Annotated in this window: 18 protein-coding genes and 1 pseudogene; 7 read left to right on the forward strand and 12 right to left on the reverse strand. The window is 67.5% G+C overall.

From position 1 onward, the window contains the following. Positions 1 to 140: 140 nt before the first annotated feature. Both QM806_RS20075 and QM806_RS20080 read right to left on the reverse strand, forming a co-directional pair. Positions 141 to 692: a gluconokinase gene (locus tag QM806_RS20075; protein WP_005573887.1), complete on the reverse strand. Its 552-nt coding sequence runs from the start codon at positions 690 to 692 to the stop codon at positions 141 to 143. 33 nt (positions 693 to 725) lie between these two features. Further along, positions 726 to 2120 (reverse strand): GntP family permease, encoded by a 1395-nt coding sequence (locus QM806_RS20080; RefSeq protein ID WP_005264067.1) that lies wholly within the window; start codon positions 2118 to 2120, stop codon positions 726 to 728. A gap of 167 nt (positions 2121 to 2287) precedes the next feature. Between QM806_RS20080 and QM806_RS20085 the strand changes: the two genes are divergently transcribed. After that, on the forward strand, positions 2288 to 3019 hold the full coding sequence (locus tag QM806_RS20085; protein WP_005251406.1) for a FadR/GntR family transcriptional regulator: 732 nt from the start codon (positions 2288 to 2290) through the stop codon (positions 3017 to 3019). A 37-nt stretch (positions 3020 to 3056) separates the two neighbouring features. Here QM806_RS20085 and QM806_RS20090 read toward each other — a convergent pair whose 3' ends face one another. From QM806_RS20090 to zwf, 5 genes are all read right to left on the reverse strand, one after another. Continuing rightward, positions 3057 to 4508: a sugar porter family MFS transporter gene (locus QM806_RS20090; protein ID WP_283292590.1), complete on the reverse strand. Its 1452-nt coding sequence runs from the start codon at positions 4506 to 4508 to the stop codon at positions 3057 to 3059. Between the two features lie 217 nt (positions 4509 to 4725). Then, complete coding sequence (locus tag QM806_RS20095; RefSeq protein WP_005573886.1) at positions 4726 to 5904, reverse strand: ROK family transcriptional regulator; 1179 nt, start codon at positions 5902 to 5904, stop codon at positions 4726 to 4728. 29 nt (positions 5905 to 5933) lie between these two features. Further along, positions 5934 to 6560, reverse strand: a complete 627-nt coding sequence (gene eda / locus QM806_RS20100; RefSeq protein ID WP_005573885.1) for a bifunctional 4-hydroxy-2-oxoglutarate aldolase/2-dehydro-3-deoxy-phosphogluconate aldolase — start codon at positions 6558 to 6560, stop codon at positions 5934 to 5936. Between the two features lie 11 nt (positions 6561 to 6571). Then, on the reverse strand, positions 6572 to 8425 hold the full coding sequence (gene edd, locus QM806_RS20105; protein ID WP_167115128.1) for a phosphogluconate dehydratase: 1854 nt from the start codon (positions 8423 to 8425) through the stop codon (positions 6572 to 6574). Further along, on the reverse strand, positions 8422 to 9900 hold the full coding sequence (gene zwf / locus QM806_RS20110; RefSeq protein WP_283292592.1) for a glucose-6-phosphate dehydrogenase: 1479 nt from the start codon (positions 9898 to 9900) through the stop codon (positions 8422 to 8424). The genes edd and zwf overlap by 4 nt, the downstream gene beginning before the upstream one ends. 151 nt (positions 9901 to 10051) lie before the next feature. Here zwf and QM806_RS20115 point away from each other — a divergent pair, with 151 nt between their 5' ends. Then, positions 10052 to 11245 carry an ROK family transcriptional regulator gene (locus QM806_RS20115; protein ID WP_005264060.1) on the forward strand — a complete coding sequence of 398 codons (1194 nt, stop codon included), beginning with the start codon at positions 10052 to 10054 and terminating at the stop codon, positions 11243 to 11245. Between the two features lie 49 nt (positions 11246 to 11294). Here QM806_RS20115 and catC read toward each other — a convergent pair whose 3' ends face one another. From catC to catA, 3 genes are read right to left on the reverse strand one after another with little or no spacing between them, the layout of a single operon-like run. Then, positions 11295 to 11576: a muconolactone Delta-isomerase gene (catC, locus tag QM806_RS20120; protein WP_005573881.1), complete on the reverse strand. Its 282-nt coding sequence runs from the start codon at positions 11574 to 11576 to the stop codon at positions 11295 to 11297. Between the two features lie 15 nt (positions 11577 to 11591). Beyond that, positions 11592 to 12713: a muconate/chloromuconate family cycloisomerase gene (locus tag QM806_RS20125; protein ID WP_005573879.1), complete on the reverse strand. Its 1122-nt coding sequence runs from the start codon at positions 12711 to 12713 to the stop codon at positions 11592 to 11594. Between the two features lie 29 nt (positions 12714 to 12742). Further along, positions 12743 to 13585: a catechol 1,2-dioxygenase gene (catA, locus tag QM806_RS20130; RefSeq protein ID WP_005573877.1), complete on the reverse strand. Its 843-nt coding sequence runs from the start codon at positions 13583 to 13585 to the stop codon at positions 12743 to 12745. A gap of 208 nt (positions 13586 to 13793) precedes the next feature. Between catA and QM806_RS20135 the strand changes: the two genes are divergently transcribed. After that, positions 13794 to 14564: an IclR family transcriptional regulator domain-containing protein gene (locus QM806_RS20135; protein ID WP_043793602.1), complete on the forward strand. Its 771-nt coding sequence runs from the start codon at positions 13794 to 13796 to the stop codon at positions 14562 to 14564. 13 nt (positions 14565 to 14577) lie between these two features. Here the strand turns inward: QM806_RS20135 and QM806_RS20140 are convergent, their stop codons facing one another. Further along, positions 14578 to 15114, reverse strand: a complete 537-nt coding sequence (locus QM806_RS20140; RefSeq protein ID WP_283292595.1) for a dioxygenase family protein — start codon at positions 15112 to 15114, stop codon at positions 14578 to 14580. A 233-nt stretch (positions 15115 to 15347) separates the two neighbouring features. Between QM806_RS20140 and QM806_RS20145 the strand changes: the two genes are divergently transcribed. Together QM806_RS20145 and QM806_RS20150 are read left to right on the forward strand one after the other, a co-directional pair. Further along, a complete protein-coding gene (locus QM806_RS20145; RefSeq protein WP_005573872.1) occupies positions 15348 to 16295 on the forward strand; it encodes an acyl-CoA thioesterase in 948 nt (315 codons plus the stop codon). 52 nt (positions 16296 to 16347) lie between these two features. Next, a pseudogene (locus QM806_RS20150) lies at positions 16348 to 17831 on the forward strand (multicopper oxidase family protein). A gap of 10 nt (positions 17832 to 17841) precedes the next feature. On the opposite strand, the gene QM806_RS20160 reads toward QM806_RS20150, so the two are convergent. Beyond that, positions 17842 to 18780: an AraC family transcriptional regulator gene (locus tag QM806_RS20160; protein WP_005573871.1), complete on the reverse strand. Its 939-nt coding sequence runs from the start codon at positions 18778 to 18780 to the stop codon at positions 17842 to 17844. 165 nt (positions 18781 to 18945) lie between these two features. Between QM806_RS20160 and QM806_RS20165 the strand changes: the two genes are divergently transcribed. Both QM806_RS20165 and QM806_RS20170 read left to right on the forward strand, forming a co-directional pair. Further along, complete coding sequence (locus QM806_RS20165) at positions 18946 to 19506, forward strand: flavin reductase family protein (RefSeq protein ID WP_037231006.1); 561 nt, start codon at positions 18946 to 18948, stop codon at positions 19504 to 19506. Between the two features lie 24 nt (positions 19507 to 19530). Beyond that, complete coding sequence (locus QM806_RS20170) at positions 19531 to 21147, forward strand: 4-hydroxyphenylacetate 3-hydroxylase family protein (RefSeq protein ID WP_005264050.1); 1617 nt, start codon at positions 19531 to 19533, stop codon at positions 21145 to 21147.

The following is a 21147-nucleotide window of genomic DNA, read 5'->3' on the forward strand; positions in this document are numbered from 1 at the left end:
CCAAGTGGACACCCTAGGGCGATCCGGAGAGAAACGCACCCGAAACTGTCACGTCCGCTCCCCGAGACCTCCCGCCACGGTAAGTCGAAGTCGCCCGTTGCCGAGCGACTTCGACTGATTTTCGTCCGATTGCCGGAGGTTCACCGAGCCAGTCGCTCCTCCAGCCGAGCGATGATCTCGGTCGCCACCTGGGTGGGCGATCCGCCCACGTCCACCACGATCGCGTCCTCGTCCGGCTCGATCGGTTCGAGCGTCGAGATCTGCGTGTCCAGCAACGACGGGGGCATGAAGTGGTCGAGCCGGGCGGTCAGCCGTTCCCCGATCTGCGCCCGCGACCCGGCGAGATGCACGAAGACGACGTTGTCGCCCCGCAACACATCGCGGTAGCTGCGCTTCAGCGCCGAGCAGGTGATGACCCCGGGAAGACCGTTCTCGGTGTGTTCCCGAATCCACCCCGCGACGACATCGAGCCACGGCCAGCGGTCCTCGTCGGTCAACGGCTGCCCCGACGCCATCTTCGCGACATTCGCGGGTGGGTGCAGGGCGTCTCCCTCCTGCAGGTCCCAGCCCATGGCGCCGGCGATGATCCCCGCGACCGTCGACTTCCCGGACCCCGACACCCCCATCAGCACCAGGACCGGATCCGCGGTCTGCGGCGTGCGTCCTGCAGATTCGCGCGTACTCACGTGCATCTCACCAACCTCACTCGACATTTCTCAGCCCCTCTAGATGAATACGCTCAGTGCGAGGACACCGGCCAGACCGGTGACGGAGATGATGCATTCCATCACCGTCCACGTCTTCAGGTTCTGTACCACCGTGACGCCGAGGTATTCCTTCACCAGCCAGAATCCCGCGTCGTTGACGTGCGACAGGAACAGCGAGCCGGACCCGATCGCCAGCACCATCAGCGAGACGTGCGTGGAGGTCAGCTCGGCGGCGACGGGTGCGAGGATTCCGGACGCGGTGACGGTCGCGACGGTGGCCGATCCGGTGGCGACGCGGATGAGCACGGCCACGAGCCAGGCGAGGAACAGCACGGGAAGGGCGCTGTCCTTGATCGCGTCGGCGATCACGTCGGCGATGCCGGTGTCGATCAGGACCTGCTTGAATCCGCCGCCGGCGCCGACGATGAGGAGGATTCCGGCGATCGGGGGCAGTGAACTCTCCAGCGAGCCGGCGATGGCCTTGCGGTCCATGCCGCCACCCCGGCCGAGGAGCGCCATCCCGGCGAGCACCGCGAGACCGAGGGCCACCACCGGCGTTCCGAGGAAGTCGAGCAGCGCCTTCGCGGGCGACTCCGAGTCGGCGGCGATGACGTCGGCGATCGCCTTGCCCAGCATCAGGACGACAGGCAGCAGGATCGCGGACAGGGTTGCCGCGAAGCTGGGCCGGCGACGCTCGGCGGCGGCTTCCGCGCCTTCCCGGTCCTCGACGGTCACGTAGAGCTCGGGGACGGGGACGTCCACCCAGCGTGCCGCCAGCTTGCTGAACAGCGGCCCGGCGATGACGACGGTGGGAATCGCGACGAGGACGCCGAGCGCGAGGGTGAGTCCGAGGTTGGCGTTCAGGGCCGCCACCGCGACCAGTGGCCCGGGGTGCGGCGGAACGAGACCGTGCATGGCTGACAGACCTGCCAGCGTGGGAATCGCGATCCGCATCAACGACAACCCCGAACGACGCGCGACCAGAATGATGACGGGCATCAACAGCACGAGGCCGATCTCGAAGAACATCGGCAGGCCGATCACGGCGCCGACCAGCGCCATCATCCACGGCAGCGTCCGCGGGCCCGCCCGTCCGACGAGGGTGTCGACGACGCGGTCGGCGCCACCGGAATCGGCGAGCAACTTGCCGAACATGGCACCGAATCCGATCAGGATTCCGACGCTGCCCATCGTGGCCCCGAAGCCCTCGACGAACGACTTCACCGAATCTTGCCCACCCAGACCTGCGGCGATGCCGACGCCGACGGCGCCGATCGACAGCGCGAGGAACGGATGGAGTTTGAGCCAGGTGATCAGCGCGATGATGACGGCGACGCCGACGACGGCGGCCGTGATCAGCCGCGCGTCGTGGCCGGCACTGTCGGCCGCTGCGAGTAGTGACGCGGTACTCATTCTGTTGCTCCAGGGAGATCGGTGATGGAATGACCCTTGTTCGTGACTCAGGTCACTCTGCCTCATAAACCATATGATTTCAAGGCCGGACCCGATTAAGTACTACTTAGAGTCTGAATCGCGCACCAACGTGTGTTCAATGGGGGCAACCGTGGGAACATCGGCGGATGACCAACGCAGACGGCGGCGAGTACCGGCAATTGCACGAAACGGTGCTCGATCGGCTGGGTAGCGACATCGTGGCCGGAGTCGTCGCACCCGGCACCCGGATCTCCGCCGACGACGTGGTCACCCAGTACTCGGTCTCCCGCACCGTCGTCCGCGAGGTGGTCCGCGTTCTCGAATCGCTCGGATTGCTGGCCGTCCGACGTCGCGTCGGGATCACCGTCCTGGGTGAGGAGCACTGGAATTCACTGGATCCGAGCGTGATTCGGTGGAAACTTGCCGGCCCGCAGCGGTTCGAACAACTGTCGAGCCTGAGCGAACTGCGGTCGGGTATCGAACCGCTCGCCGCGCGTCTCGCGGCAACCCGGGCGACACCGGAACAGTGCGGGGCGCTGACGGCGGCCGTCATCGGAATGTCGTCGACGTCCCGCGCCGCGGACACGGACGCCTACCTGGCCCACGACTCCGATTTTCACCGCACGCTGCTGACCGCGTCGGGGAATCCCCTGTTGCGCGCGATGTCGCAGATCGTCGTGGAGGTGCTCGAGGGCCGCACCCGGCACTCACTGATGCCGCACGTCGCCGAGACCGAAGCAATCCGCCTGCACGGCGTGGTGGCGTCGTCCATTCAGATGGGCGACGCCGACGCGGCGGAGGCGGCCATGCGCGCGATCGTGAGCGAATCCGCGACGGCAGTCGAGCAGATGAAGGACGAAGAAGACACCCACGAGTGAGGTACTCGCGGGTGCCTTTCTCACAGCTCGGTGAGTCTTATGCGACCGAATCCGATTGCATGGCTTCGAGTTCCACGCCCTTCGTCTCCTTGACCCAGCGCAAAACGAAGACGAGTGACAGCACGGCGCACACGGCGTAGAAGCCGTAGGAGATTCCCAGCGAGAAGTCCTTCATGGACGGGAATGTCACGGTGATGAGCCAGTTCGCGGCCCACTGGGCGCCCGCCGCGAGGGAGAGGGCGGCGGCGCGGATGCGGTTGGGGAACGCCTCGCCGAGCAGGACCCACACCACGGGACCCCAGGACATTCCGAAGGCCACCACGAAGAGGTTGGCGGCGACGAGGGCGATCGGGCCCTGCAGTCCGGTCAGGTGCGGCGTCGTGACGCCGTCCACGACGGTGGTGGACGCGGTTCCGAAGATGAACGCCATGGTCGCGAGCGTCACGGCCATACCGGCGGAGCCGATGATCAGCAGCGGTCGCCGGCCCACACGGTCGATGTACGCGATGGCGATGAGGGTGGTGGCGATGTTGACCACCGACGTGATGACCGTGATCTGCAGCGAGCTGCCCTCGTCGAAACCGACGGCCTGCCACAGGACGCTGGAGTAGTAGAAGATCACGTTGATACCGACGAACTGCTGGAAGACGGAGAGTCCGATGCCGATCCACACGATCGGCATCAGGCCGAACGCGGAGCCCTTCAGATCACGGATCGACGGTTGCGTCTCACGGGCCAGCGTCGAGCGGATGCTCTCGATCTTGAGGTCCAGGCCCTTCTCGCCGAGCAGGACCGCGAGGATGCCGCGGGCCTCGCCGAGGCGGCCCTGGGCGATCAGATAGCGGGGGGATTCGGGAATCGTCAGCGACAGCAGTCCGTAGGCCAGTGCGGGCACGCACATCGCGAGGAACATCCAGCGCCAGGCCTCGAGCCCGAACCAGAGTTCTTCCTGCGACCCGCCGGCGAGGGCAGCGAGGGCGTAGTCGACCAGGAGCGAGACGAAGATGCCCGTGACGATCGCGAGTTGCTGCAGCGACCCGAGACGTCCCCGCACCCGGGCGGGCGAGATCTCGGCGATGTAGGCGGGTGCGATGACCGAGGCCAGACCCACGCCGATGCCGCCGACGATCCGGAACGTCACCAACATCTCGACGTTGGCCGCGAATCCGGTGCCGATGGCGCTCAGCAGGAACATCACGGCAGCGGCCCGCATGGTGACGAGGCGTCCGTACCGGTCGGCGATCCGGCCGGCCAGCATCGCTCCCGCCGCGGCCCCCAGCAGCGCCGAGGCGATCGCGAATCCGAGGAGAGCGGAATCGACCTCGAACTTGCCCTCGATCGCCGACACCGCGCCGTTGATCACCGCACTGTCGTAGCCGAACAGCAACCCGCCGAGTGCGGCGACGACCGCGATACGGACGGGAACCGAAGTGCCCTCTGCTGTGTCGCCGGGCGATTCCGCGCCGGGCAACAGGACGTTTTCAGTCATGGGACTCCTCGTGAGCAAGGGGGTGATCAAGACTCGGATCGAGCCGAGGCCTGCGCGAGAGCGCATTCGTTGTGGTGTGGAACACAGTAGGCAACGAACACAGGAATCGTCAAGACATGAACACAGATAGACGGATATGAACCGATTTATGTTCACTGATGAACACTCAAGGCGGCAGAGCCTTGTCCGCGAGAGGAGCGAATTCAGCGGCGAACAGTCAGGCCGGAAGCGCAGATCGCAGACCCAGCGCGACGGCGCCGAGCACCTGCGCCCGCGGGCCGAGTTCGGCCACGCGGATGTCCAGGGAACGGACCGCACTGGGCACCGCGTAGCGGCCCACCACCTCGCGCATCGGCCCGAGCAGAAGTTCGCCGGCCAGCGCGAGTTCGCCGCCGATGACGAGTCGTTCGGGATTGACGAGGTTGCACAGGCTCGCTACCGCGACGCCGACGTGCCGCCCTGTGTCGGCGAGCACCCGGATGCAGGCGGCGTCACCGCCCTCGGCCATCGCGACGATGTCGGCGATGGTGAGATCGGGACCGCGACTCGGGGCGAGCAACCCGATCACGACGTGCGAGGCGACGAGGGTCTCGAGGCAGCCGCGGTTGCCGCAGCGGCATACCTGACCGAACTCGTCGAGTGTCAGGTGGCCGATTTCGCCTGCGGTGCCGCCTCTTCCGCGGTACAGCCGGCCATCGAGGACGAGGCCGGCACCGACTCCGTCGGACAGTTTGATGTAGGCGAGATCGGTGGTTCCGCGGCCCGCTCCCCACATGTGCTCGGCGAGCACGCCGAGGTTCGCGTCGTTGTCGACCTGCACCGCGGTGCCGAGATACTCCGACGCGATGGCGGCCGCATCGACACCGACCCACCCCGGGAGGATCGACGGGCCACCGACCTCGCCGGTGTCGGTCTCGAGCGGAGCGGGCAGACCCATCCCGACCGCGAGGACGGACGTACGGTCGCAGCCGAGGCGATCGAGCGCCGCGTCGAGAAGGGCGCCCGCCTGCACCACGCCGTCCGCGGCGCGGTGCCCCGCACCGAGTTCGACGCGCTCCTCGGCGAGCACCTCGTGTGCCATGTCGGCGACGGCCACGGTGAGATGGCGATGCCCGAAGTCGATCCCGACGGCGAGCCCCATCTTGCGGGTCAGCTTCACCGCACGGCCCCGCTGGCCCGGGTGGTCGCCGCCCGGCACGGCAACCATCCCGGCCGCGGTCAATTCCTTGACCATGTTGGACACGGTGGCGGGCGCCAGCCCGGTGCGGCGCGCGATCTCCGCCTGGGTGAGCTCACCCGACGTCTGGAGCGCGCGGACCACACGGTGCTGGTTGGCGGACTTCAGCGAGGACTGAGAACCCGGCCTCGGGGAGTCACCGTTGTCACTGTCGCGCACGACATCACCGTACCGCGCCGCTTCTCGCGCTACCGGGCGAGTGCCGCCGCCTCACGCGCGAGGCCGCTGATCCGGTCCCAGTCCTTCTGCTTCACGGCGTCGGCGGGTGTGAGCCAGGATCCACCGACGCAGCCGACGTTGGGCAGCGACAGGTAGTCCCCGACGTTCGACGTCGAGATACCGCCGGTGGGGCAGAACCGTGCCGCCGGAACGGGTGAGTGGATCGAGCCGAGGAACTTCGCGCCACCCGACGCCTCGGCGGGGAAGAACTTGAGTTCGCGATAGCCGCGCTCGAGCAGGAAGAGCACCTCGGAGACCGTCGCCGCGCCCGGGAGGTGTGGCAGTCCGGTGTCCGTCATCGCCTTCAGCAGAGTTTCGGTGCTACCCGGCGAGACCAGGAACTGTGCTCCCGCTTCGGCCGCCTGCGCGGCCTGCACCGGTTCCACGATCGTGCCCGCGCCGACGCGGATCTCCGGCACCTCGTTCGCGATCGCCTTGATGGCGTCGAGAGCACACGGCGTGCGCAGGGTCAGTTCGATCATCGGGATGCCGCCGGCCACCAGGGCGCGGGCCACCGGCACTGCGTCGCCGAGGTCGTCCACGACGACGACGGGGATGACCGGGACGCGGTCGAGGAGGGAGGGGCTGTTCGTCACTGAGATACTCCTTAGACGGGTTGGGGGTGGAAAACGCTGGCGCCCTGGGTGGCCGGTCCGACAGCGGCACGCAGGCCGGCGAAGAGTTCGCGCCCCGTGCCGACCCATTCGTCGGCACCGAGCGCACGACCGGTCGCCGGGCGGGCGGCCAGTTCCTCGTCGTCGAGGTGCACGTTCACCGAGCCGGTCACGGCGTCGACGGTCAGGACGTCGCCGTCACGCACACGCGCGAGCGGTCCGTCCGCGGCCGCCTCGGGGGTGAGGTGGATGGCCGCGGGAACCTTCCCGGAGGCGCCGGACATCCGGCCGTCGGTGACCAGCGCGACCTTCCGGCCCTGGTCCTGCAGAACGCCGAGTACCGGTGTGAGCTTGTGCAATTCGGGCATCCCGTTGGCGCGCGGGCCCTGGTACCGGAGTACGGCCACGAAATCGCCGGTCAGCGTGCCCGCCTCGAACGCGGCGAGGAAGTCGAGCTGATCGTCGAAGACCCTGGCCGGAGCGGTCACCACGCGGTGGTCCGGGTGGACGGCCGACGTCTTCATCACGCACGAACCCAGGTTTCCGGTGAGCATCTTGAGCCCGCCGTTGACGTCGAACGGATCTTCCGGTCCGCGCAACACGCTGGTGTCGAGGCTGATTCGCGTGCCCGGCTGCCATTCGACGCCCTCACCCGACAGCTTCGGTTCCTCGGTGTACCGGCGCAGCCCGGGGCCGACGACGGTCTTCACGTCCTCGTGCAGCAGTCCCGCGTCCAGCATCGACGACACGACGTAGCCGAGTCCGCCGGCCGCGTGGAAGTGGTTCACGTCGGCCGAGCCGTTGGGGTAGATCCGGGCGAGCAGCGGCACCACCGCGGACAGTTCCGACAGGTCGTCCCACGTGAGGGTGATTCCGGCGGCGCGGGCGATCGCCACGAGGTGCATCGTGTGGTTGGTCGAACCGCCGGTGGCGAGCAACGCCACGCAACCGTTGACCACGGCCTTCTCGTCCACGACCTCACCGACCGGCGTGTAGTCGTCGCCGAGTGCGGTGAGACCGGTGACGCGCCTACCCGCCTCCGACGTGAGGGCCTCACGCAGCGGGGTGCCGGGGTTCACGAAGCTCGATCCGGGCAGGTGCAGGCCCATGACCTCCATGAGGAGCTGGTTGGAGTTGGCAGTGCCGAAGAACGTGCACGTGCCCGCGCCGTGGTAGCTCGCCGCCTCCGCGTCGAGCAGTTCCTCGCGTTCGGCCTTGCCCTCCGCGTACAACTGCCGCACGCGCGACTTCTCGTTGTTGGGCAGACCGGACGTCATCGGCCCGGCCGGGACGAAGATCGTCGGCAGGTGACCGAACCCCAGGGCGCCGATGAGCATCCCCGGCACGATCTTGTCGCACACACCGAGCATGAGGGCGCCGTCGAACATGTCGTGGGACAGTCCGATCGCCGTCGCCATCGCGATGACGTCGCGGCTGAACAGCGACAGCTGCATGCCGTCGCGGCCCTGGGTGATGCCGTCGCACATCGCGGGGACACCACCGGCGAACTGGGCGATGCCACCGGCCTCCATGACCGCGGCCTTCAGCTGCCGCGGGAAGTGCTCGAACGGCTGGTGCGCCGACAGCATGTCGTTGTACGACGAGACGATCGCGATGTTGGGCTTGACGAAGCTGCGCAGCGCCTTCTTGTCGGCCGGGCCGGACGCGGCGAAGCCGTGCGCGAGGTTCGCGCAGGCCAGCTTGCCGCGCGCCGGGCCGCGGTCCCCCGCCGCCCGGATGCGGTCGAGGTAGATCGTCCGCTCGGGTTTGCTGCGCTCGATGATGCGTTCGGTGACGGCCGCGAGGACGGGGTGCACGTCGGCCGTCGGTGTGGGTGCGTCGGTCATGCGGTGACTCCTTCGTGCCAGGCGCGGCCGTCGCGCTCGATCAGGGTGGTCGCGTCGGTGGGCCCGTTGGTGCCGGCCGGGTAGCGGCGCGGGGCGCGGTCGGACTTCTTCCAGCCGACGAGGATCTGCTCGACCCACTCCCAGGCGGCCTCGACCTCGTCGCGGCGCATGAACAGGGTCGGGTTGCCCCGGACCACGTCCATCAGCAGCCGCTCGTAGGCGTCGGGCGACGGGCGCTTGAACGTTTCGATGTAGTTGAGGTCCAACGACACCGGCTTGAGCCGGATACCGCCGGGTCCGGGTTCCTTCGCCGTCATGTGCAGCCGCATGCCTTCGTGGGGCTGCAACTGGATGACTAGGCGGTTGGGTTCGCTGTGGCCCTCGCTGCCGGGGAACATGGGGTGCGGGACGGGCTTGAACTGCACCACGATCTCCGAGCAGCGTCGGTCCATGCGCTTGCCGGTGCGCAGGTAGAACGGCACGCCGGCCCAACGCCAGTTCTGGATCTCGGCCTTGACGGCGATGAACGTCTCGGTGGCGCTCTCCGGGTTCTCGACGTCCTCCTGGTAGCCGGGGACGGCGATCCCGTCGGCCAGTCCGGGGCCGTACTGGCCTGCGACCGTGCAGCGTTCGACGTCCTGTGGGCTCATCGGCTTGAGGGCCTGGAGGACCTTGAGCTTCTCGTCTCGCACGGTCTCGCGGTCGACGTAGGTGGGCGGTTCCATCGCAACGAGGCAGAGCATCTGCAGGAGGTGGTTCTGCAGCATGTCGCGCAGGGCACCCGCCGACTCGTAGTAACCGCCGCGACTGCCGACTCCGAGCGACTCGGCGACGTTGATCTGCACGTGGTCGATGGACGAGGAGTTCCACAGCGGCTCGAGGAACGTGTTGGCGAATCGCGTGACCAGAAGGTTCTGGACGCTTTCCTTGCCGAGGTAGTGGTCGATGCGGAAGATCTGCGATTCCTCGAACACGGCGCCGACCGCGTCGTTGACGGCGCGGGCCGAGGCGAGGTCGTGTCCGATCGGCTTCTCCAGCACGACGCGGGACTGCGCGTCGGCGAGACCGTTCACGGCGAGGTTCTCACAGATCGGCCCGAACAGACCGGGAGCGCAGGCCAGGTAGAAGACCCGGATCGCCCCTTCCCTGGCGGCGAGACACTCGCTCAGGCCCGCCCAGTTCGCCGGATCCGCGGCGTCGACGGAGACGTATTCGAGGCGATTGAGAAATCGCTCACAGGTGTCCGAATCCAGCTGATCGCTGGAGACGAACCGCGCGAGTTCTCCCCGCACCTTGTCGCGGTAGCCGTCGGTGTCGAGACCGGCTCGCGAGGCACCGATCACGCGGGTTTCGGCGGGCAGCTGGCCGTCCCGATCGCGCAGGTAGAGCGCGGGAAGCAGCTTACGAACCGCCAGGTCGCCGGTTCCGCCGAACACGACGAAATCGCACGGTTCCACGGTGGTCGCTGGTGACATGTCATCTCCCTCTGAAAGCCGGATGTGTGGGCCGTCACAGACGACAGTAGGCGACCTTTGGCTTTCGATCAATACAGACTTAAGTATTTCTGCGAACAAAGGTCACGGCCTTACGTTGTCAGACGCGTGTCCGGTTGGTTGAATGGCCTGCATGCGGACGCCTCGCTCGACGACCTCCCCGGCGACGGGTGGCGACGTCTTCGCCCTCATTCGCGCAGGGCAAGCAACGACGCGCACCGAGATCGGCACCCTCACCGGCCTCTCCCGCACCGCTGTCGCGGCCCGGGTGTCTTCGCTGCAGGCGTCGGGGCTCGTCGTCGAACGCGAGGAGGGCGTCTCGACCGGTGGTCGGCCGCCGGTGAAGCTCTCGTTTCACGTTCAGGCCGGTGTCGTGCTGTCGGCGGCCATCGGCCGGAGCCGCACCCAGCTGGCCATCTGCGACCTCGCCGGCGACGTCATCGTCGCCGAGGACGTGGAGCAGGAGATCGGCACCAGCCCGGCCGAGCTGATGCCCGTCATCGCGCAACGCCTCATCGCGCTGCGCGAGAGTCTGGGCGAGACCGCGGGACGGACGGTCGGGATCGGGATCAGCCTCCCCGGGACCGTCGACACCGAACGCGGGTGCAGCCTGAACTCCCCCATGATGTCGGGCTGGGACGGCGTCCCTCTCCAGCCGTTCCTCGCCGACGTCACCGACGCGCCCGTCTTCGTCGACAACGACGCCAACGTCATGGTGCTGGCGGAGCGGCGCGGAGAACGCCGCGACTTCGCCGACATGCTGCTCATCAAGGCGTCGACCGGACTGGGCGCCGGACTCGTGTCCGGTGGCGTGCTCCAGCGGGGCGCCCTCGGCGCGGCGGGCGAAATCGGGCACACGAAAACCGCAGCGGCACAAGGTGTGGTGTGCCGCTGCGGTGATGTGGGTTGTATCGAGGCCGTGGCCGGCGGGTGGGCGCTGGTCCGCAATCTGCAGGAGCAGGGACGCGAAGTCACCCACATCCGCGACGTGATCACGCTCGCCCTCGCCGGGGACGCCGAGGCGCGGCGGATGATCCGTGAGAGCGGGCGGCAGATCGGCGAGGTCCTGTCGGGCGCGATCAACCTCCTCAACCCGGAGGTCGTGATCGTCGGTGGCGACATGGCGCAGGCCTACGACACGTTCGTCGCGGGGCTACGCGAAACCCTCTACGGCAACGCCATCGCCGTTGCCACCCAACAGCTTCAGATTCTCCCCTGGACGCACGGGGAACTGTCGGGCGTCGTCGGCAGCGCCACCATGGCACTCGACCACGTCCTCAGCGTGCGCGCGGTGGACCAGCTGCTCGCAGGCGCTCCGCGCCCGTGAGCGGTTGACGAGTCCAGAGACTCGCTGACCGCGCACGGGCCCGGAGGGCCTATTTGACGTCGGAACCGTGCTTGGTGAGCGGCATGATCTCGATGTTCATGTACGGGAACAGTGGAAGGTTCCACAGGATCTCGTGCAGTTCGTCGGCCGACTCGACGTCGAAGATGCTGATGTTGCTGTACTGCCCCACGATGCGCCAGATCTCGGGCCACTTGCCGGAGCGTTGGAGCTCCTGTGAGTACGCCTTCTCCTTGGCGATGGTCTCGTCCCGCACCTTCGGGTCGAGGTCACGGGGAATGGCGACGTCCATGCGGACGTGAAAGAGTGCCATCGGGTGGTGTGCTCCTTAGTTCCTGGTCCAGGTCTTGACTGCGTCCATGTTGAGCTCGACTCCGAGTCCGGGCCCCTCGGGCAGGAACACCTGGCCGTCGGCGTAGCGGATCGGTTCCTGCAGCAACTCCTCGCTGAACAGCAGCGGTCCGAACAGTTCGGTACCGAAGTCGATGCCGGGTTCCGCGCACGCGAAGTGGACGGACGCCGCCGTCCCGATCGGGCCTTCGATGGACGTGGCTCCGTGGCAGGCGATTCCGGCTGCCTTGGCGATTGCGACCACCTCGCGGCTCTTCTGCAGGCCGCCACATTTGGTGGTCTTGAGGGCGATGACGTCCGCGGCGCCGCGGCGTGCGACCTCGAGGGCGTCGTGCGGAGTCTGCACGCTCTCGTCCGCCATCACCGGGACGGGGACGAGTCGGTTGAGCTCGGCGAGGACCTCGAGTTGCTCACCGGGTGTGGGCTGCTCGATCAGTTCGACGCCGCCGTCGACGAGGCGGGGCACGTACTTCAGCGCGGTGAGCCTGTCCCAGCGGGCGTTGACGTCGATGCGGACGCCGGCCTTGCCCTGCAGGGCCTGCGCGATCCGAACCACCCGGGCAGTGTCGACGGCGGGATCGAGCGCACCCATCTTCAACTTGAAACTGAAGTGCCGCTTCGACTCGACGAGATCGAGGGCCTCCTCGATGATCTCCTCGGCGGGTGCGGCGCCGAGGGCCCACGTGACGTCGACACTCTTTCGGAAGGCGCCGCCGAGCAGCGTGTGCACGGGCACACCCAGGCTGCGAGCCCAGGCGTCGTGCAACGCGACGTCGACGGCGGCTTTCGCGAAACGTGCATTGGCGACGACTCGTTCGATGTCCGGCATGATGCCGGTGATCTCGTCGACACCACGCCCCAGCAGGACCGGGACTATGTACCGCTCGACGATCGCCTGCATCGTCTCCACCGATTCGCCGCCCCACCACGGGCCGCCGGGGACGACGCCCTCGCCGTAACCGGTCACGCCGCCCGCGGTCGTGACGGCGACGAGCAGCAGCGGCTGCGCCGTCATCGACGTGGTGGCGAACTTGTGGGGACGCACCAACGGCACATCGAGGATCGTCGTTTCGACGGAAACGATCGACAGGTCGGTCATCGGATCACTTTCTCTACGGGTGGAACGGGTCACGCGGGGTCGAGCACGAAGTTGTAGGTGACGTGGTTCTTGCCGTCGTCACCGGTCTTCGGGTCGAGGATGAGTTCCGGCTTGGTAGCCGACGCGACGTCGCTGTCGATCCACTCGCCACCCTTGAAGTACAGCTGCGTGGTCACCGACTCCTTGCCCGGCGCCGACACGATGAGGTGCAGGTGCGCGGGACGCCACGGGTGACCGTTCTGCGCCTCGATGAACTGACCGGTCGGGCCGTCGGTCGGGATCTGGTAGGGCGCCGGCTGGATCGTGGTGATCTCGTAGCGGCCCTCCTCGTCGGCGATGATGGTGCCGCGCAGGTTCCACTCGGGCAGGTGCGGGGCGAACTGCGAGTAGTAGCCGTCGTTGTCGGCGTGCCACAGTTCGACCTTCGCGCCGGCGAGGCCGTTGCCGTCGAGATCGGTGACCTGGCCGGAGAAGACGAGCGGGGTGATCTTCTCGTCCTCTTCCCGCATCGGCAGGGTGCACTTCGACGGCAGCTCGGGCGAGTTCTCGATGTAGTACGGGCCCTCGATGCTGCCCTTGGTGCCCTTGCGGCTGCGAGCGAGGACTTCTTCGACCGAGTGCTCGATGAACACGTCGAGGAACAGCGGCCATTCGCCGCCCTCGCCCACGTCGATGAGCCACTGCTTGAACACGCGGTACTCGGGGTAGGTGACGCCGTGCTTCAGGATCACGTCGTTGAGTGCGCCGAGTGCGTCCTTGGCGATGGCCGCGAGCCGCTCCGGCGAGGTGTCGGCTGTGGCGCGCTCGGCCTTGAACTTGTCGGTGGCGGCGGAGCCGGATCCGGCGGCGGTGGGGCTCTCGGTGGTGGTCATCTGTTTCTCCTTGGGCTGGGAGGGGAGCGGATTGGGCTGATATCGAGTTTTGGGCGACGCGGTGGGTGTTCACGCGCCGAGGGTCTTGCCTTCTGTACGCTCTGCGTACTAGCATCACGCTGTGCGTACACCACTACTGTGCGCGCAGTCACATTGAAATGTCAACCCCAAGTCCGAATACGCACCCGAATCGCTGATGGAGGCCGCAATGACCGAGAGCGATCGCGATTACATCCAGAGCATCGAGCGCGGGTTCGCAGTGCTCCTCGCGTTCGACGCGCAGCGTCCGAACCCGACGCTCGCCGAACTCGCCACAGAAGCGGGACTGTCGCGCCCCGCAGTCCGCCGGATCCTGCTCACCCTGCAGAAGCTGGGGTACGTCGCCGGCTCGGGTGGCCGATGGTCGCTCACCCCCCGCGTGCTGAGCATCGGACAGCACTACTCGGAGTCGCACGCACTGATCGAGGCCGCGATGCCCCGACTGCTGGAGGTGGCCGAGAAGACCCAGGAGTCCGCGTCGCTCGGCGTGCTCGACGGCGCCGACGTGGTCTACGCGGCGCGCGTTCCCGTCCGGCGGATCATGAGCATCAACGTCTCTGTCGGCACCCGCGTCCCCGCGTACGCCACGTCCATGGGTCGCGCGCTCCTGGCCTGGGCCCCCGCCGACGTGGTCGAGCAGGTGGTCGCCGAGTCCACGTTCGAGAAACTCGGGCCCGAAACCATCAGCACTGCAGCCGAACTCGACAAGGAACTCACCAAGGTCCGCGAGCAGGGGTTCGCCCTGACGTCCGAGGAGCTGGAGAAGGGGCTGATCTCGCTGGCCGCCCCCGTCCGCGACGCCGGCGGCACAGTGGTCGGCGTGATCGCCTGCTCCACGTCGTCCGCGCGGAATACTCCGGCACAGTTCCGGGAACAGGCCGTTCCGTGCGTCCTCGCCGCCGCGGCCGCCCTGAGCACGGACATGGGCTTCGCCGGCTGACGGCATCACTCGGTCAGATCGGGTCGAGCACGAAGTCGCAGGAGACCTCTCCGCCGACCAGGCCGACGAGCGACTCGACGGCGGACGCGTCCACTTCTCGCGATGCGCCCGGTGTCGGCACCAGGCGCGTCTCGAGCGGTCGGAAGCCACGCGCATGCACGACGACGTTGACGTGCCCGACATCGGCTTCGCCTCGGGCGCTCGAGAATTCGCACGGCGCCGGCTGCACGGTCGAGATGTCGAAGCGGCCACCGGCGCATGTGACGACGATGCCGCGCAGGTTGTTGCGCAGAATCTCGACGGAGTACCCGGAGTAGCAGCCGTCGGCGTCCGCGTGCCAGATCTCGAGTTCCGCCCCCGACAAAGGGGCGCCGTCGCGTGAGCGCACGACCCCCGCGATGCGGAGCGGAGGCCCCGGTTCGCCGGGGAGTGCCGCAAGGTTCGCCTTCCACGGCAGCACTCGCTGCGCGGGGAGGTAGAACTCGCGGTCGACGTGGTCGAGGCAAGCCTGGTCCACGTGAGGTGCGGTCGTCGTCGACGTCGAGGGCATCACCTGATCCCATCACTCTCGTACGCTGTGCGTACGTTGAGAACGCTGTGCGGTCGTTGTCGAGTGTGCGCGTGGTCACATGCGTTCGTCAACCTCCGGTCCGTTCACATCACGGACGGGTCGGTCCGGTGCATCTGTGGGATAATTTCCCCGCCACCGGCGGACAACGACGTTTCGCCGTCCCCGGTTCGCGCCCTCGTGCCGGCCACGTCGAATCCCCGAGGATCACATCGATGACCACGCCTCCCCGCAGCATCACCCTCCGCTTCCTGGCCGCACCCACCGAAGTGGCGACGCTCGGAGGAGCCGTCCAGGGCGGCCGGATCCTCGAATGGATCGACAAGGCCGCCTACGCCTGCGCGGTCGGCTGGAGCGGGAGCTACTGCGTCACCGCCTACGTGGGAAACATCAAGTTCACCCGGTCCATCGAGTCGGGTCACCTCGTCGAAGTCGAAGCCCGGCTCGTCCACACCGGGCGCTCGAGCATGCACATCCAGTGCACCGTTTCGTCGGCCGACCCGCGCACCGGACAGTTCACCGAGGCCAGCAACTGCCTGATCATCTTCGTCGCCGTCGACGACTCCGGTAAGCCGACGAGCGTGCCGCCGTGGCAGCCCGTCACCGCCACCGACCGCGCCGAGTCCGAGGAGGCGGTCATGCGCATCGGCCTGCGGGCCGACATCGAAGAGGCGATGAGCAAGCAGAACTACACCGACGCGGGCACCGCACCGGAATCGCTCACCCGCTTCCTCGCCGCGCCCACCGACGTCAACTGGGGCGGCAAGACGCACGGTGGAACCGTGATGCGCTGGATCGACGAGGCCGCCTACCTGTGCGGCACGTCGTGGAACGGCACGCCGTGCGTGTCCGTGTACGCCGGCGGGGTGCGCTTCTACCGCCCGATCCAGATCGGTCACGTCGTCGAGGTCGACGCCCGCCTGCTGCACACCGGCGCGCAGACCATGCACATCTCGGTGCACGTGCGATCCGGCGACCCGCGCACCCGGGAAATGAACCTCACCACCCACTGCCTCACCGTCGTCGCCGCCGTCGACGAGGACGGCGCCGCAACGGCAGTGCAGCAGTGGGTGCCGCAGTCCGACGAGGACCGCAAGCTGGAGGCGCACGCCCGCGAACTCATCGCCCTCCGCGACCGGGCTCGAATCGGCGCCCTGGCGTAATCCGCCCGAGTAGCGTCACGGGAAACGGTCTACCCGCGGGAAGGAGCGGGGGGTGCCTGGGAACCGTCCACTCGACGTGCAGTTGTCCCGGCGGCGTGTGCTGCAGTGGGGTGCCGGAGCTGCACTCCTCGGGCTCACCGGGGCCTGCGCCCGTACCGACGACACCGAGGCCCCGATCGGACCCGACTCCCCGGAGGTGCGCGCGTTCGCCGAGGCCGAGTCCCGGCGATTTCCCGGCGGCAGGCCGGTCGCCTACGAGCTCTCCGCGACGCAGTCCGAGGTCGACCTCGCAGGCAAACGCACTGCCGCGTGGCTGTACAACGCGCAGCTGCCAGGCCCGATCCTGCGGGCGAACGTCGGGGACAGGGTCCAGGTGCGGTTTCGCAACCAGCTGCCGGATTCCACCACCGTGCACTGGCACGGGCTGGCCATCCGCAACGACATGGACGGGGTCCCGGATGTCACGCAGGCTCCGATACCGGCGGACACAGAGTTCGTCTACGACTTCATCCCGCCCGACCCGGGCACGTACTGGTACCACACGCACGGCGATCTCCAGCGCGGCCGAGGGCTGTACGGGGCTCTGATCATCGACGATCCCGGGGCTCCCGCGAACTACGACGCCGAGTTCGTCGTCGTGCTCTCCGACTGGTTGACCGACCGCACGCCGTCGCAGGTCTTCGACGAACTCCGCGGCGGGCGCATGAGGTCCATGCCCGAGATGACGTCGCGCGTGCTCGGCGGTGACTCCGGCGACGTCCGGTACCCGGTGTACCTGCTGAACGGGAAACCACCCGGCGATCCGACCGTCTTCACCGCACGGCCGGGGCGGCGAGCCCGCATCCGGCTGATCAACGCGGGCGACGACACCGCGTTCCGGGTCGCGCTGGGTGGCCACCGGCTGACCGTCACGGACACGGACGGTTTCCCCGTCGAACCGGTCGACACCGACTCGGTGCTGATCGGCATGGGCGAGCGGTACGACGCCGTCGTCACCCTTCAGGACGGGGTGTTCCCGCTGGTCGCGGTCGCCGAGGGGAAGGGCGCGCAGGCATTCGCGGTGGTGCGCACCGGCGGCGGCGCGGCCCCCGACCCCGCCGTGGCGCCCCGCGAGGTGGGCCCTCCCCACTCACCGTGGTCGGCTTGCGGGCCACCGACGCCGTCCGGTTACCCGTCGTCGACCCGGGTGTCACCCTGGAGGCGTCGCTCGGCGGCCACATGATGCAGTACGTGTGGACGGTGAACGGCAAGGCCTACCCCGACCACACCCCGCTGACCGTCCACCGGGACCACCGAGTGCGGCTGGTCTATACGAACCCCACGATGATGTTCCACCCCATGCACCTGCACGGGCACACGTTCGCCGTCGCCCGGTCGGACGGTTCGGGACCGCGGAAGGACACCGTGATCGTGCTCCCCGGGCAGACCGTCGCCGCCGACATCGACACGACCAACCCTGGTCAATGGATCACGCACTGCCACAACGACTATCACCTTGCCGCCGGTATGGCGACGATCTTCTCCTATGTGAGCTGACGCCGGACCGTCAGCCCCGGAGCGCTTCCGAGGGCGCCACGCCGTACCTCCGGCGGTACGCCGCTGCGAACCGGCCCGTGTGGGTGAAACCCCAGCGCATCGCGACCTCGGCGACTGTCGACGAACCGTCCGCGCGCAGCAGGTCGTCGTGGACACGTTCGAGCCGGACGTCCAGCAGGTAGTCGCGGGGGCTCACCCCGACGTACTCCTGGAATCCCTCCTGCAGGCGACGGATCCCGACGCCCGCGATCCCGGCCATCTCGGCCGCAGTCCACGCCCGCGCGGGGTCGGCGTGGATCTCGTCGATGACACGCTTGACGATGCGCGGCCGGGTACCGGCACCGGCCGTCTCGTCGTCCGGGATCGCTGCCAGGACCAGCGCCGTGGTGACCGCCCCCGACAGTTGCTCGGCGACGAGGGGGTTCGTGTAGATGCCGTCCGACCGCAGCATCTGGTCGAGCAGCGACCGCACCAGCGCCAGCCAGCTGGCACCGTTCTCACTGGTCAGGTCCAGTTGTGGGGGCAGACGCAGTCCCGGCCGCGCCAGGATCCGCGCCATCTCGCGGTGCAGGTGGTCGCGGTCGACGCGCACGCCGATGATGGAGCAGTCCTTGCTCCAGTCGGTGATGAGCGTCGTCGTGTCGGGCGGGCAGATCGTTCCCGCCCCGGGCACGGACGACACCTCGTTCTTGCCGGTCACCGATTCCAGATGCCCCGACAGCGGCACATTGATCGCATACGCGCCGGGGTGGTCGGACTGGATCGACACGTCGGCGCCCCAGCCGATATGAGTGATCTTCACGGGCCCGAGTTCGACCGCCTCCGCGACGGTGTTGCCCGCGTTCGAGCTGTTCAGCGGGGTCAGCCGGTGCGGGAAGTACACGTCCGACACCACATGCGACGCTTCGTCCCAATCTTCGGGGCGAATCAGCTTGGACGCGGGCTGCATGGCACCAGTGTGACTACGGACACCTTCGATTGCAATTTCCGGCGTGATCCAAGTCACCGCGCAAAGCGGATCACCTCCGCGCTCAGCGGATCGACGCACCGTTCGCACGGTCGTACTTTCGTCGGTACCTCATCAGCGTCCCGGACAGGAAGGGAGGCTCCGACCATGGAGCAACGCGAACTCCGGAACATTTTCGGGCAGTTTGCCAGCGGAGTCACGGTCATCACGTGCGCCAACTCCGAGGGCCTGCCGCACGGAGCGACGGTCACCGCCTTCACCGCCGTCTCGATCGAGCCGAGACTGTGCCAGATCACCCTGACCCGAAAGTCCAAGGCCTGCAACTATTTGAGCAAGGCACCGTTCGCCGTCAACATTCTCGCCGCCGACCAGGTGGACACCGCGATGCATTTCGCCGGGCGCCCGCAGAACCCCGAACCCGTATGGGCCGACGGGCCGACCGCCCCCATCATCTGCGGTGCCGCCGCCACGCTGTCGTGCCGGCCGTGGGCCGAGTACGACGGCGGCGATCACATCATCTTCATCGGTGAGATCGTCGCGGCCGAATCCAGCGGCAAGGACCCGCTGCTGTTCTACCGGAGCACCTTCCACGATCTCGGCTCACCGTCCGCGTCGGCCGCGTGGAACGGATCGATGGACGATCCGAACAACGGCTGGTTCGACTCCACCACCTCCTTCACCCCGTTCCATCTTCAGCCCGTCAACTGACCGCTCAATCCGAAAGGACATTCCATGACCACCACCGAAAGCGCTCCCGAGACCGCGCTCGACCCGACGAAGGTCAACCCGGCCGCAGACTGCGAAGCCAACCGCACCGCCAACTTCGCGTCGCGCCCGATGACCGGTGACGAGTACATCGAGTCGTTGCGCGACGACCGCGAGATCTGGTTACACGGCGAGCGCGTCGAGGACGTCACCACGCATCCGGCGTTCCGCAACCCCATCCGGATGACCGCACGCCTCTACGACTCGATGCACACCGGTGAACACGTCGACAAGGTCACCACCCCCACCGACACCGGCAACGGCGGCGTCACGATGCCGTTCTTCAAGGCACCCAGCTCCTCGGACGACCTGCTGAAGGAACGCGACGCCATCGCCACCTGGGCGCGCATGACGTACGGCTGGATGGGCCGTAGTCCCGACTACAAGGCGTCCTTCCTCGGCACCCTGCATGCGAACAAGGAGCTGTACTCGCCGTTCCAGGACAACGCCGAGCGCTGGTACAAGGAATCGCAGGAAAAGGTTCTGTACTGGAACCACGCGATCATCAACCCGCCCGTCGACCGGCAGCTCCCGCCCGACGAGGTCGGTGACGTGTTCATGAAGGTCGAGAAGGAAACCGACGCCGGACTCATCGTCAGTGGCGCCAAGGTCGTGGCCACCGGCTCGGCCATCACCAACTACAACTTCATCGCGCACTACGGTCTGCCGATCAAGAAGAAGGAATTCGCCCTCATCTGCACCGTCCCGATGGACGCACCGGGCGTGAAGCTGATCTGCCGGTCCTCGTTCACCCAGAACGCGGCCGTGATGGGCACCCCGTTCGACTACCCGCTGTCGAGCCGCATGGACGAGAACGACACCATCTTCATCTTCGACAAGGTGCTCGTGCCGTGGGAGAACGTCTTCATGTACGGCGACGTCGACAAGATCAACGGCTTCTTCCCGCAATCCGGATTCCTGCCCCGCTTCACCTTCCAGGGCTGCACCCGTCTCGCCGTGAAGCTCGACTTCATCGCCGGCATGCTGATGAAGGCACTCGACGCCACCGGCGCAGGCGGTTTCCGTGGCGTGCAGACCCGCGTCGGTGAGGTCATCGGCTGGCGAAACCTGTTCTGGTCACTCACCGAATCGATGGCACGCAACCCCGAGCCGTGGATCGGCGACACCGTCATCCCGAAGCTCGAGTACGGCCTCACGTACCGCATGTTCATGATCCAGGGCTACCCGCGGATCAAGGAGATCATCGAACAGGACGTCGCGTCCGGGCTGATCTACCTGCCCTCGAGCGCCCGCGACTTCAAGAGCCCCGACGTCCGCCCGTACCTCGACAAGTACGTCCGCGGCTCCGACGGCATGACCGCCGTCGAACGCGTCAAGATCATGAAGGCACTGTGGGATTCGATCGGCAGTGAGTTCGGCGGCCGGCACGAACTCTACGAGCGCAACTACTCCGGCAACCACGAAAACGTCAAGGCGGAACTGCTGTTCGCCGCCGAGAACCGTGGCGACGTCGCCTCCATGAAGGGCTTCGCCGAGCAGTGCCTGTCCGAATACGACCTCGACGGCTGGACGGTCCCCGACCTCATCGGCAACGACGACGTCTCGTACTTCGGCAACAAGTAA

This window comes from Rhodococcus sp. IEGM 1351, from assembly GCF_030056875.1.
Classification (GTDB): Bacteria; Actinomycetota; Actinomycetes; order Mycobacteriales; family Mycobacteriaceae; genus Rhodococcus_F; species Rhodococcus_F opacus.